Genomic DNA, 11,669 nt, shown 5'->3' with positions numbered 1-11,669 from the left:
GCCGAGGACCCATCCGGGCCGGGGGAGGGCTCCGGATCAAGAGGGTCAAGCACGGTGCGCGCATCACACGCCACCGGACCCGAGCGCAGAGGAGCACCTTCAGATGCACCGATCAGGATGGGCCAAGTCGCTTCGCGGGATAGCCGTGACAGGGGGCGCGGTCGCGGCCTTCACCCTCACCGGGGTCACGGCCGCGTCGGCCTCCGACACATCGGCAAGGTCGGAGAGCGCCTGGCCCCGGCAGGAAGCCCCGGCTCGACACGCGTCGACAACGGCGGGCGGCTACCGAGGGACGCAAGGCTTCAACCTGTGCCTGCTCTCCCGTTGTTCGACGGGCTCGGGCGACGACACCCGAGGGGGCACCGGCCTGGTGCAGGGCGGCAACCTGTGCCTGCTCTCCTTCTGCGAGGTGCGGCCCTGACCGGACCGTGCGATGCGGCCCTGACCCGGACCGTGCGATGCGGCCCTGACCCGGACCGTGCGATGCCGCCCTGCCCGGACCGTGCGATGCGGGGATGCGGCCCGCTGAACGTCCGTCGGACGGAATACTCTGTCGCTATGAGCGAACGAGGAATGCAGGAGCTGGCCCTGCTGCTGCTGACGGCGCTGGCGAATGCCCCTCGGCACGGGTACGCCATCGCCCAGGAGGTCAAGACCATGACCGACGGCCGGGTGACGCCGCGCACGGGAGCGCTCTACGGGGCGCTGGACAGGCTGCTGGCGGAGGGGCTGATCCAGGTGGAGCGCGAGGAGGTGGTGGGCGGCCGGGCTCGACGGATCTTCGGTCTCGCTCCCGCCGGACGGGAGCGGCTGGAGGCCGAGGCGGAGCGGCTGGCCGCGACCGCCCGGGAAGTCAGGCGGCGACTGGCGGACGGCTCGGCGGCGCCGGCGTGAGCGATCCCCTCGTCCGTCTGTATCCCGCCGCATACCGGGCTGCTCACGGGCAGGAGATCATCGACGTGCACCGGGAGATGACGGCCGACATGCCGCGTCCGGCCCGGCTGCGCGCGGACGCGGATCTGGTCGCGCACGCCTTGCGGGTTCGGCTGGGGCTCGACTCGGCGTCGCCTGCGGGGCGTTTCTTCGCCCTGGCTGCCCCGTTCGCCCTGGCGGCCGGTGCGGTGGACAGCGGGCTGCATCTGACGCGCTGGTACGCCGGGCTTGTTCTCTCGCCGGCCCCGATAGGAGTGCAGCTCTCCGCCGTGGAGGGGGCGTGGCTCCTGTACATGCTGTTCTCGCTGCTGGTGTGTGTCGGCGCGGTCATCGCCCTGACCGGCCGGTGGGGGCCGGGTGTCGGCATGGCGGTGTGCGGGCTGCTGGGGACGGCCGTGCAGTGGGTCGCCGGTGCGCGCGTGTACGACGACGGGGCCATCCCGCCGGTCGCGGTGTTGCTGACCGTCGCTGTTGTTCTGGCCTGCCCTCCCGATCGACGCGGTGACAGGCGACTGTCGACGGCAGCCGGAGCCATGGCTGCCGCGGGGTGGTTTCCCGTCGTCGTCGTGCATGCGGGGACCTATGCCGGGGCTCTCGGTGTGACCACGGACTACGGTGCCTGGCCGATGCTGGTCCTCGCCCTCACCGGGGCCGTCCTTGCCCTTCGCGCACGTTCCTCGGGTCTGCGGGAGTTGGGCGCGGTGGCTGTGGCCTCTCCGTCGCTGGTCGCCCACTCCTACGCGACTGTCTGGGGCGATGCCTGGCCCGTTCTCGGCACCCTTCTCCTGCTGTCGTTCATGACCGGGCTCACTTCGTTCTTCCAGGCAGTGCGCAGCCGACGCTGACGTCCTGTCTCCTTCCGGCCGGCCGGCCGCCCGCTGCCGGGCGGCCGGCTTTGTCGTGTCGGCCAGGTGTCGTCCTGCCTGAGGGGTTCCACGGTGGTGGCCCACCGTGCCCCGCACGCATTGCAATAGTCCGTTGAGATGAATACTCTCTCCAGTGTTCTATCCGGAGGTGCAGTCCGGGCCGGCCGTGCGACCTGGGGGCCCGCGGCGAAAGGGCGCGCCCGCAGCGCGCCATGCAGCACCTTCCGCCAGGTCCCTTCGGAACAGAGAAGATCACCGAGTTGCCGTTCACCTTGTCCCACCCCGCAGCAGTGCTGCCATTGATGCGTCGGCCCTTCGTTCCGGCGGCTCTGGTCGCAGGTGCCATGGCGCCCGACGTCGTGTACTTCCTGGACGCCCTCGGCGTGTCCGAGACCAGCCCCCGGGACTGGTACGGGCCGCTCCTCAACGCCACGGAGACCCATTCGCCCGGCCTCGGTCTGGTGATCAATCTGCCCGTTGCCATCGGCCTGGTCGTCACCTACCGGATGCTGCGCGCGCCGGTCACGGCACTGCTCCCCTCCGGCCTCCGCCTTCCGCGACCCGCGCGGACAACCGGCCTGCCGGCCAGGGCCCATCACGCCATGTGGCTCCTGCTCTCCGCCCTGATCGGTATCGCCTCCCACCTGGCGTGGGACTCCTTCACCCACGGCGACGGCTACCTGGTCACCCACGTGCAGGCGCTGCGCGCCTCGGCCCCCGGAGGCCTGACGGTCGCCCGGCTGCTGCAGTTCGCGAGCACCGCTCTCGGGCTGGCAGCCGTCGCGCGGCATCTTTGGCGGCGCCGGGACCGTCTGCGGATCCACGACGGCACTGACACCACTGCCACCCGCCTCGGTCCCGTCATGCGGTGGAGCGTGGTGACTCTCCTGGCTGCGGCAACCGTGCTGGGCGGCGCCGTCGACGCCCGTGACGACTTCAACGCCTACCGCTACGTGACCGAGGTGGACTACAGCCAGCCGACTGTCGTCGATCTGGGAGACGGCGCGAGCGAGACCACTTACCCGTCCAGGACGGTCCGAGCTCCGTGGGGGACCCTCGCCGAAGGCGTGTTGACCGGGGCCGCCAAGAGAGCGGGTGCAGCGTTCGCCGTTGCACTGCTGCTCTACTCCGCGACCTGGCAGATCGGCGCTACTCGGCGCCGGTCGACCAAAGAGTCAAGCCCCGTCCCCTTGCCGCAGCCGTCGGCCAGGTCCGGCCAGTGTGCCGAGCCGCCTCCCCACGCCAGCCGATCAACGCGCCGGGATCGAGTGTGAACCGTTGAGGCGGCTCGCGCCGTGCACGGAAGGCCCACGCACACCCCCGCCGCCCGCGGGCCCGAACCGCCAGCAGCACGCTCGTGCAACTCCTCAGTTCAGGACAGCCGGTCGGGGGAGGGGCCGAAGAGCTGGTGGATCGACATCACCAGGCGCCAGACCTGGCGAGCGAGGTCGTCGGGCCGTTCGTCGACCAATCCATGCAGCCAGTCGGCGAACACGCCGGTGAACACGGCCGCAACCGCCGAGTCGGCCGTTTCGGAGTGCGGTGCCCCCGCCTGCTTCCGCTCGACCTGGGACCGGGCCCTGAGTTCCCGGTGCAGCAACTCTCCGAAGGGCCCGCTGCCGCCCGTGTGAAGAAGCCCCCGGTACAGGTCGGCGCGCGCCGCAGCCGCGGTGAAGAACGCGGCGAGCGCGGGCGGCGGGACCGCCGGATCGGGCGCGCCTTCGAAGGCGTGGACGGCTTCCACCGCGTCTCGCACCACCTCCGTGCAGGCGTCGACGGCCAGCGCCTGAAGATCGTCGTAGTGCAGGTAGAAGGTGGCCCGGCCGACTCCCGCGCGACGGACCACCGCGGAGACGCTGACGCCTTCCAGCGGTTTGCCGACGCACTCGGCGAGCAGTGCCTCGCGCAGTCGTCCCCGGGTCCGCGCGGTTCGCGGGTCCTGCCCCGCCTGCGGCTCGCTGCTCATCCGGCCAACAGTACGGCGACCAGGGCCAGAATCCCTGGCACGCACTGCCCGAGCAGAATGCGACGACTGGACGTGCTCGCCGCGCCGAAGGCACCGGCCACCACGACACAGCTGACGAAGAAGACCTGCACCTGGAAGGCCGTCGAGTCGGAAGCAAGCAGCCCCCATATCAGTCCGGCCGCCAGGAACCCGTTGTACAGACCCTGGTTGGCGGCGAGCGGCGCAGTGATGCGGGCTGCCTCCTCATCCATACCGAAAGCCGCTCGGTTGCGGGGCCGCTGCCAGAGGAACATCTCCAGCACCAGAAAGTACAGATGCAGCACGGCAAGCGCGCCGACCAGAACCTCTGCAACGACCTGCATCTTTATCCACCTGTTCTCGCATCGCACCCGGATGGCAGCGCCTGGCTGCCACTTCATGGACAACTGTACAGAATCTGTTGGACAGGTGTTCAGGAAGTATTCCGGCGGGAGAAGGGCCCAAACACCGCGGTTCGGCGGGCTGTATGCCGAAGGGCCCTGTGCGGGCAGCGGATGGTGGGTCATACTCACGGCACGCGATGCCGCCCGGCTGACCGGGCGGCGGAGCGGGGGCCTGCTTCGGCAGTGAGGCAGGCCGTCCACACCAAAACTGACGCATCGAGTGAATCCGGGCCGGGTCTGAATGCGGCCTGCTTGACCTGTGCGCAATCCAGGGCTGGGGCCGCGTCGGCACAGTACGCCTGCGCCGCACTCGGAGGCCGTCCATGCGCCACCGTGCTGACGCAGCCCGGTAGGGCTGGTCAGGGTACGAGAGTGCGAGTCCGGAGCTGTGCGGGGTAGGGGTCCAGATGACGCCCCCTAAACCCCCCCTGGACCCCGGAGGCACACCGTGGCGCCCCATCCATCCCGGCCTGCTCCCCGTCGGCAGTCGGAAGACGAGGCGGCCCAGGAGGCCGCTCTGCAGGCGGAGATCGCCCGGCTGAAGGAAGCGATCGGTGCCCGCGCGGACATCGACCGGGCCGTCGGTGTCCTGATGGCCGTCGCCCGCACCCCGCCCGCGCACGCTCTTGACGCGCTGCGTGAGACCTCCCGGCGCACCGGCACCGACCTCGACCGCCTCGCCGGCCTCATCGTCGAGTGGGCCCGCACCCAGAGCCTCCCCACCACGATCCGGACCGAGCTCTACCACCAGATGCGCTGCGCCCCCGCGCTTGCGGCCGCGCGGCAGGAATGTTCCGCCGACCGCACACGCTCCGCGCCCGCCTCATCCTGACGCCCCGGTAACTGCCGTCACGGTGGATGGAGGTCGTGGCGTGGGTCCACGGGGCCGGCCTGCGGCCCCGTGGACCCGAACAAATGGCCCATCCTCAGTGTGCCTTGCCTACCGCGGTGCCAAATTCATGCTGGTGGGGCTCTTGCCGGGGGTGTTGGTGCAGCGGTGGTCGGCCGCCGGCTGGCGGAGGTGAAGGGTCAGGCAGCTGCCGAGGGCTTGCTGGCCGTAGCGGTTGGGGTGCAGGGACTCCTGGAGCTGTCCCTGGCCGGCGCCGCTGGTCACAAAGCGCATCCACTCGCTGGTCGTCCCGCTGGGCGGGTTCTCGAGGTCGGCGTGCCGGGTGGCCGTCGAGCAGACCTCGCGGCCCTCGAAGGCGCGGGACAGATCGAGGAACTCCGCCCCGGCCTCCTCGGCCGCCTGCGCCAGTGTCGTGCTGATCTGCGGGACGAGGTCGTCGTGCGCCCAGGTGAGGTCCTTGTCGAAGAACGGGCAGCCGCCCTGGGTGAGACGGTCGTACTTCTCCCCGGCGTAGCGGATGCGGCCCGCGTCGGGCAGCGGGGAGGGGTAGGACTGCAGGATGAGCCGGTAGGAGCCCTTCTTGTGGCCTGCCCGCTTGAGCGCGGTCTGCACGTCGGAGAGCGTGTCGACGGCGGCCTGGCGCATGGCGGGCAGCCGCTCGTTCACCTCCCGGGTGGCGTCCGCGGCACAAGGGGAGCCGCCGAAGGGCTTGACGAACTCCTTGGTGCAACCGGTGATGATGTCGGAGAACCCGAGGTCGTTGCCGCCGATCGAGACGACCACCGCGCGCACCTGCTGCCCGGTCACCTTCTTCTGGAGCTGTCCGGCCTGCGAGGGCTCTCCCTTGAACGCGACGCCACCGTTCTCGGGCAGCTTCACGGCCGACGACGTCGCTCCGGAACAGGCCAGGTTGAGCTTGCGGACGTTCAGTGCGAGGGAGCGCACCTCGGCGACGTCGGAGCGGTTGCAGCCGTCGTCGTAGGAGGCGCCGTACACGCGGTGCGGCTCGCTGCCGCTTTGCGACTCCCAGGCCCGGTCGGTGCCCGACCAGCCCTCGGCCTGCTCGTTGCTGTTGCCCGCCCAGCGGCCGCCCTCACCGGAGATGAAGCTGTCGCCCAGCAACACCACCCACGGCGCGTCCGCAGCCGCGGGCACGTGCTCCGACGCGCTCGTGGGAACCGTGCCCGTCACACCTGTCACGCACACTGCGACAGCCGAAACCGCCAGCGCCCTACGACGCCACGAAGAAGAGGTCATGCCCCTGCAAGGCGGCAGGACGGCGGAAAGTTACGCCCAGCACATGGCTTGCAGCCGAATGGACCAAGGGACAAATCCGCCCCACCGCACGCCGCCATAGGGGGCAGACTCAACGTCGGCTCTGGAGCCTCTGGAGCCTCTGGCGGTCTGCGCGGGAGCTGGGGCCCGGTGGACACGGCTTTGAGGCGTCGCTGAGCGGTGAACACGGCTTTCAGGCGTCGCCGGGTGGAGCGGGAAAACGCGACTCGCGGTCCGTGTGCGCGTAGACCTGCCCCGAGTGGTTGAGCAGGGCGATGTACTCGCCGACCTTCTCCAGGGCCGAGCCGACCTGGAGCAGTGCGCGCTCCATCGCCGGGTTCATCTCGGCGGCGAACTCGCGGCCCGCCGGGGCGAAGGGGTTGTCGGAGTCCTCGGCCGGGGGTTTGTAGCCGCTGGAGAGACTCGTGTGCCCTTCCCCGTTGTCGGCCTTGTCCTTCGCGGTCTGCCCGAAGACGGTGTCCTTCACGGAGGCGACGTGCGCGCGTACCTCCTCGTACTTGGCGACCATCGCTCGCGCCTCCACGAGCATGGATGCCTCGGCGGTGCGCAGCGAGGCGAGGTCCACGGCGAGGTCACCCGAGGGCGGACCCGGTTCCTTCATGTCCGGTCCGCTGCCGCCGTCGCCGACGTCCTGGGGATCTTCGTTGAAGGAGGGGGCGGTCGTCCACGCGACCTTGTCCTCCGGGACGAGGCCGCTGAGATCCTTGCCGTAGTCGGCGCTCTTCTCCGAACCGTCGTCCGACTCGTCGGACTCCGGCAGCGGGGTCTTGTCGTAGGCGGACTCTATGGCGCCACTCATGCTCGCTCCCTCGTCTGTCCGGTACCGCGTTGGCGCTGCGGTGACCGGGGGCCTGTTCTGGACAACACTTCCAGCTTTGGCACGTGTGTAAGCACGGGTGTGTGGTCGAGCACAGAGTCAACTGCCACTCGGCGACCGCATCCGCGGGCTGTGGCGGCTGAGTGCGGACCTACCACTGCTGCCGGTTCAGCTGGTCCAGCAATGCGCTCTCCGCCCGGCCCGGAGTGCGCCGCATGCCCGCTATCACCGGTGCCGTGAGGGCGGGGTGCAGGGGGCGGGTCAGCCGTTCGAAGCCGTCGGGGATGGCGGACGACGGCGCGATGGTGACGCCCAGGCCCTCCGAGACGAGCCGCACCGCGGTCGAGATCTGCGAGGCTCGGCCGACCGTCGAGGGAGCGAGCCCGTGGTCGGAGAGCAGGCCGGCCAGGTATTCGTCGAGTTTGCTGGTGCGTTTGTAGCGCACCCACCCCTCGGCGGCGAGGTCTTCGAGGAGGAGCGGCTCGGGCCGGCGCAGCAGCGGGTGGCGTTGCGGTAGGACGGCGACGTACGACTCCGTGCCGAGTGTGTGGATGTCGAAGGTGCATCCCGGTGGAACGTAATGCACCAGGAGCATGTCGAGGGTGCCCTGGCGTGCGAGTCGCTCCATGTCCGCGGGATCGGGTTCCTCGTGGATCGTGACTTGCAGATGCGGGTGCCGACGGCGCAACTCCCCGAGGGCGCGCGGGAGTTGGCGGGTCCCTAGTCCCATGTGGACAGCGATGATCATTTCGCCCGTCAGGTCACCGTCGGCGGCGCGGGCCGCGGCGAAAGCGCGCCGGGAGGCGGTGGTGGCGACCTCTGCCTCCGCGAGGAAGGCCCGCCCCGCCACCGTCGGCGTCATTCCCTGTCGGGTCCGCGTGAACAGACGTACTCCTACCTGTTTCTCCAGGGCGCCGATCTGCTGAGACAGGGACGGCTGGGTCAATCCCAGACGATCGGCCGCCGCGGTGATGCTGCCCTCCTCGGCCACTGTCAGCGCGTACTCGTACTGCCGCACGTTCACTCGGAACCGCCTCGCCACATAGAAGCTTTCTATAGGGAACATACCAAGTTGCTCTTTGCGCCTATGTCCAACGCGTGACTACCTTCTGGACCGCAAGCGGCACGTGCGTACCGAAAAGCGGCGCGTGCGCATCGACATGAGGGAGAGAAAATGCGTCTCGCCGACAAGGTCGCCCTGGTCACGGGCGGAGGAGCGGGTCTCGGCCTGGCGATCGCCGAGAAGTTCGCGGCCGAGGGCGCCCACGTCTACATCACGGGGCGGCGGAAGGAAGTACTCGACAATGCGGTGGCTTCCATCGAAGGCCGTGTCACGGCGGTCGCCGCCGACTCCACGTCGTCGAGCGACCTCGACGGCCTGGTCGAGACGATCCGGAGGGACCGGGGGCGCCTTGACGTGCTCGTCGCCAACGCGGGCATGATCGAGCGGGCCGACTTCGGCGACGTCACCGAAGACCATTTCAAGCGCACGTTCGACATCAACGCGCGCGGGACCATGTTCACCGTCCAGACGGCGCTCCCCCTCATGCCGGTCGGCGGCTCGATCATTCTGGTGGGCTCGATCCAGGGCTTCAAGGGACTCCCCGGGTCCACTGCCTACAGCGCCGCGAAGGCGGCCGTGCGCTCCTACGCGCGCGTATGGGCGGCCGAGTTCGGCGATCGCGGCCTTCGGGTCAACGTGCTGACCCCAGGACCGTTCGACACCGCCATCATCGACGGGCAGGCCGAGTACTTCGGGCAGGACCCGGCGGTCCTCCGCGCCTCGATGGCCGCACACGTTCCCCTGGGACGCCTCGGCCGCCCAGAGGAACTCGCCAATGCGGCACTGTTCCTCGCCTCGGACGAGAGCAGCTTCATGACAGGGGCCGAACTCTGCGTCGACGGTGGCATGGGGCAGGTGTAGCCGTCACCAGGCAGGACTCTTCCGGGCCCAGGTCCCGGAGCTCATATCACCGCCCGGACTTCAACGAAGTGGACAGGAGTGGCAGCAATGGACAATCAAGCAGGCGTCAGCCATGGCGACGGAGTGCCGCCGAACAACGCCGATGCGGGACAGAGACTGGCCGGAAAGGTCGCGCTCGTGACGGGCGCGTCCAAAGGCATCGGTGCGGGCATCGCGCGGGAATTCGCCGCGGCCGGGGCGTCGGTCGTGGTCAACTACGCTTCCGGCGCGGCCGACGCGGAGCGAGTGGTGCAGGACATCCGGGCACGAGGAGGCAGCGCGATCGCCGTGCGGGGAGATGTGTCGGTGTCGGCGGACGTGGAACGTCTCTTCGCCAGGACCGTAGACGCGTACGGCCGATTCGACATCCTCGTCAACAATGCCGGTGTGTACTACCCGCAGCCGCTGGAGACCGCCACCCAGCAGGAGATCGACCGTCAGCTGTCCGTCAACGTGACCGGGCCGATCCGCACCATTCAGGAAGCCCTCAAGTACTTCGGGCCCGACGGTGGGTCCATCATCAACATCGGATCGCTGGACAGCGCCCGCGCGGTGCCGGGGATGGCGGTGTACGCCGCGACGAAGGGCGCCGTCGACGCCTTGACACGCGTCCTGGCCGCCGAACTCGGCCCTCGCGGCATCCGGGTGAACACCCTGGCCCCTGGCGGTGTCGAGACAGAAGGCATCCACGCCGTCGGCTTCATCGGCAGCGACGCCGAGGCGGGCATGATCGAGCGCACTCCTCTGGGCCGCATCGGTCAGCCGAAGGACCTGGCGAAGGTGGCGGTCTTCTTCGCCTCCGAAGAGGCCGCATGGGTCACCGGAGAGCGCCTCACTGCCTCCGGTGGCCTGCGAACCTGACACATCATGGGACGGCGGAGACCGCGAATGCGCACTGGCCGGGCCTCCTCGCGGGGCCTGCCCGTCGCCGTGGCATTCTGTGCCGATGAACGGTCCGGAGATCCTTATCGAAGTCGCCCCTGACCTCGGCTTGTTCGTGCCGCGCGCCTACCGGGACGGCACGCCTGCGCCGCTCACCGTCGACGGCGTCTCCACGCTCGGGCACGTCGTCGAATCGCTCGGGGTGCCGCTCACCGAGGTCGGTGCGCTCCGCGTCGACGGCGCCGAGGCGGGCACCGGGCACATCCCGGCGGCGGGGGAGCGGGTCGAGGTGCGGGCCGTCACCCGGCCGCAGCCGGTACCGGGCGCGCCGCTGCGCTTCCTCCTCGACGTCCACCTGGGTACCCTCGCCCGCCGGATGCGGCTGCTCGGCGTCGACACCGCCTACGAGGCCACCGACATCGGTGATCCGGCCCTCGCGCTCCGCTCGGCGACCGAACGCCGGGTCCTGCTCAGCCGCGACCGGGGGCTGCTGCGCCGCCGCGAACTGTGGGCGGGCGGCTACGTCTACAGCGACCGCCCCGACGAGCAACTCCGCGATGTCCTGGGGCGGTTCGCGCCGGAGCTGCGCCCCTGGACCCGTTGCGCCGCCTGCAACGGCACGCTGGCTGCGGCCCGCAAGGAGGACGTCACCGACCGCCTCGAGGGTGGCACCAGGGCCGGTTACGACGTCTTCGCCCAGTGCGGGCAGTGTGGACGCGTGTACTGGCGCGGGGCGCACCAGGAGCGCCTGGAGGCGATGGTGACGGCGGCGATGGCCGAGTTCGGGCCGGGGGCGGGGCACAGCTGACCCGCGCACTGGTCGTCGGTGCCACCGTGGGTGCACTCGGCAGCGTAAGCGGCGGATGGAGAGGTGGACGACGATGAAGGGCTCAGGGAGCCGGACGGGCCCCTTCGGTCCGGCACTGTGCCGCGTGTCTTCGGCGACTCCGTCTCTGCGGGGGCCGGTGACATGATCGAGCACATCCTTCCGCAGGGGGTGGCCGCCGCCGAGGCCTTCCGTGACCTGCCGCTCGCCGACCTGTATCCGCAGGAGGCCCGGATCGTCGAGCGCGCCGTGGCCTCGCGCAAGCGCGAGTTCGCGACGACACGGCGGTGTGCGCGCGAGGCGCTGGCCCGGCTCGGTCTGCCTCCCGTGCCGATTCTTTCGGACCGGCACGGGGCCCCGCGGTGGCCCGAGGGTGTGCTGGGCAGTCTCACGCACTGTACTGGTTATCGGGCCGCGGTCGTCGCCCCGGCGGCCGATCTGCGGCTCCTGGGCATCGACGCCGAACCCGATGCGCCGCTCCCGCGAGGAGTGCTGGAATCCATCACGCTCCCCTCCGAGTTGCGCCTCGTACGGCATCTGCTCGTCCGGCGTCCGCAGGTGCGGTGGGACCGGGCGTTGTTCAGCATGAAGGAGGCGGTGTACAAGAGCTGGTATCCGTACACCGGTCACCGGCTGGACTTCCTGGACGCCGAACTCGACTTCGACGCGGACAGCCCCGTGTTCACCGCGCGGCTGCGCGTTCCAGCGGCCCCCCGTCTGGAGGGCCGCTGGCTGGCGGACAAAGGCTTGCTGGTCACCGCCATCGCGGTGTGAGGGGACGGGCCGTGGATCAATCAGTTCGGGAAGCGCCCGTTCGGGAAGCGCCGTCCTTCCGTCGGGTTCCCTCC

Annotated in this window: 14 protein-coding genes; 9 read left to right on the top strand and 5 right to left on the bottom strand. The window is 70.1% G+C overall.

Annotated elements, in window-relative coordinates; genetic code table 11:
• Positions 1-103 precede the first annotated feature (103 nt).
• The 4 genes from C1N81_RS06565 (at position 104) to C1N81_RS06550 (ending at position 3,073) form a co-directional block, all read left to right on the top strand.
• On the top strand, positions 104-421 hold the full coding sequence (locus tag C1N81_RS06565; protein ID WP_394427675.1) for a hypothetical protein: 318 nt from the start codon (positions 104-106) through the stop codon (positions 419-421).
• A 137-nt stretch (positions 422-558) separates the two neighbouring features.
• Positions 559-894, top strand: coding sequence for a PadR family transcriptional regulator (locus C1N81_RS06560; protein WP_394427674.1), 336 nt, complete (start codon positions 559-561; stop codon positions 892-894).
• A 65-nt stretch (positions 895-959) separates the two neighbouring features.
• Complete coding sequence (locus C1N81_RS06555) at positions 960-1,778, top strand: hypothetical protein (RefSeq protein ID WP_394427673.1); 819 nt, start codon at positions 960-962, stop codon at positions 1,776-1,778.
• Between the two features lie 233 nt (positions 1,779-2,011).
• Entirely contained in the window at positions 2,012-3,073 is a 1,062-nt protein-coding gene (locus tag C1N81_RS06550; RefSeq protein WP_394427672.1) for a DUF4184 family protein, read from the top strand.
• A gap of 98 nt (positions 3,074-3,171) precedes the next feature.
• Here the strand turns inward: C1N81_RS06550 and C1N81_RS06545 are convergent, their stop codons facing one another.
• On the bottom strand, positions 3,172-3,765 hold the full coding sequence (locus tag C1N81_RS06545) for a TetR/AcrR family transcriptional regulator (RefSeq protein ID WP_394427670.1): 594 nt from the start codon (positions 3,763-3,765) through the stop codon (positions 3,172-3,174).
• Positions 3,762-4,127: a DUF1304 domain-containing protein gene (locus C1N81_RS06540; protein WP_394427669.1), complete on the bottom strand. Its 366-nt coding sequence runs from the start codon at positions 4,125-4,127 to the stop codon at positions 3,762-3,764. Before C1N81_RS06540 ends, C1N81_RS06545 begins: the two co-directional genes overlap by 4 nt.
• A 508-nt stretch (positions 4,128-4,635) precedes the next feature.
• Here C1N81_RS06540 and C1N81_RS06535 point away from each other — a divergent pair.
• Complete coding sequence (locus C1N81_RS06535; RefSeq protein WP_394427668.1) at positions 4,636-5,019, top strand: ANTAR domain-containing protein; 384 nt, start codon at positions 4,636-4,638, stop codon at positions 5,017-5,019.
• A gap of 108 nt (positions 5,020-5,127) precedes the next feature.
• Here C1N81_RS06535 and C1N81_RS06530 read toward each other — a convergent pair whose 3' ends face one another.
• The 3 genes from C1N81_RS06530 to C1N81_RS06520 all read right to left on the bottom strand — a co-directional run bounded on the left by C1N81_RS06530 (position 5,128) and on the right by C1N81_RS06520 (position 8,174).
• A complete protein-coding gene (locus C1N81_RS06530; protein WP_394427666.1) occupies positions 5,128-6,237 on the bottom strand; it encodes a GDSL-type esterase/lipase family protein in 1,110 nt (369 codons plus the stop codon).
• 268 nt (positions 6,238-6,505) lie between these two features.
• Complete coding sequence (locus C1N81_RS06525; protein ID WP_394427665.1) at positions 6,506-7,132, bottom strand: hypothetical protein; 627 nt, start codon at positions 7,130-7,132, stop codon at positions 6,506-6,508.
• A 169-nt stretch (positions 7,133-7,301) separates the two neighbouring features.
• A complete protein-coding gene (locus C1N81_RS06520) occupies positions 7,302-8,174 on the bottom strand; it encodes a LysR family transcriptional regulator (protein WP_394427664.1) in 873 nt (290 codons plus the stop codon).
• Positions 8,175-8,324: 150 nt separating this feature from the next.
• Here C1N81_RS06520 and C1N81_RS06515 point away from each other — a divergent pair, with 150 nt between their 5' ends.
• The 4 genes from C1N81_RS06515 to C1N81_RS06500 all read left to right on the top strand — a co-directional run bounded on the left by C1N81_RS06515 (position 8,325) and on the right by C1N81_RS06500 (position 11,595).
• A complete protein-coding gene (locus C1N81_RS06515) occupies positions 8,325-9,074 on the top strand; it encodes an SDR family NAD(P)-dependent oxidoreductase (protein ID WP_394427663.1) in 750 nt (249 codons plus the stop codon).
• Between the two features lie 87 nt (positions 9,075-9,161).
• The gene (locus C1N81_RS06510; RefSeq protein ID WP_394437770.1) at positions 9,162-9,974 is read left to right on the top strand and encodes an SDR family NAD(P)-dependent oxidoreductase; all 813 of its coding nucleotides are present in this window, start codon (positions 9,162-9,164) and stop codon (positions 9,972-9,974) included.
• Positions 9,975-10,059: 85 nt separating this feature from the next.
• Positions 10,060-10,803, top strand: coding sequence for a Mut7-C RNAse domain-containing protein (locus tag C1N81_RS06505; RefSeq protein ID WP_394427662.1), 744 nt, complete (start codon positions 10,060-10,062; stop codon positions 10,801-10,803).
• Positions 10,804-10,965: 162 nt separating this feature from the next.
• A complete protein-coding gene (locus C1N81_RS06500; RefSeq protein WP_394427661.1) occupies positions 10,966-11,595 on the top strand; it encodes a 4'-phosphopantetheinyl transferase family protein in 630 nt (209 codons plus the stop codon).
• Positions 11,596-11,669: the final 74 nt, after the last annotated feature.

The sequence above is a fragment of the Streptomyces sp. SGAir0957 genome, from assembly GCF_043523415.1.
Note: the sequence above shows the minus strand (reverse complement) of the source record. Positions and strands in the feature narration are given on the sequence as shown.

What these genes read in the sequence shown, in the direction of transcription:
- C1N81_RS06550 (WP_394427672.1), top strand. Translation starts at nt 2,012, where the DNA reads ATGCAGCACCTTCCGCCAGGTCCCTTCGGAACAGAGAAGATCACCGAG.
- C1N81_RS06525 (WP_394427665.1), bottom strand. Translation starts at nt 7,132, where the DNA reads ATGAGTGGCGCCATAGAGTCCGCCTACGACAAGACCCCGCTGCCGGAG.
- C1N81_RS06500 (WP_394427661.1), top strand. Translation starts at nt 10,966, where the DNA reads ATGATCGAGCACATCCTTCCGCAGGGGGTGGCCGCCGCCGAGGCCTTC.
- C1N81_RS06565 (WP_394427675.1), top strand. Translation starts at nt 104, where the DNA reads ATGCACCGATCAGGATGGGCCAAGTCGCTTCGCGGGATAGCCGTGACA.
- C1N81_RS06505 (WP_394427662.1), top strand. Translation starts at nt 10,060, where the DNA reads ATGAACGGTCCGGAGATCCTTATCGAAGTCGCCCCTGACCTCGGCTTG.
- C1N81_RS06515 (WP_394427663.1), top strand. Translation starts at nt 8,325, where the DNA reads ATGCGTCTCGCCGACAAGGTCGCCCTGGTCACGGGCGGAGGAGCGGGT.
- C1N81_RS06545 (WP_394427670.1), bottom strand. Translation starts at nt 3,765, where the DNA reads ATGAGCAGCGAGCCGCAGGCGGGGCAGGACCCGCGAACCGCGCGGACC.
- C1N81_RS06540 (WP_394427669.1), bottom strand. Translation starts at nt 4,127, where the DNA reads ATGCAGGTCGTTGCAGAGGTTCTGGTCGGCGCGCTTGCCGTGCTGCAT.
- C1N81_RS06510 (WP_394437770.1), top strand. Translation starts at nt 9,162, where the DNA reads ATGGACAATCAAGCAGGCGTCAGCCATGGCGACGGAGTGCCGCCGAAC.
- C1N81_RS06560 (WP_394427674.1), top strand. Translation starts at nt 559, where the DNA reads ATGAGCGAACGAGGAATGCAGGAGCTGGCCCTGCTGCTGCTGACGGCG.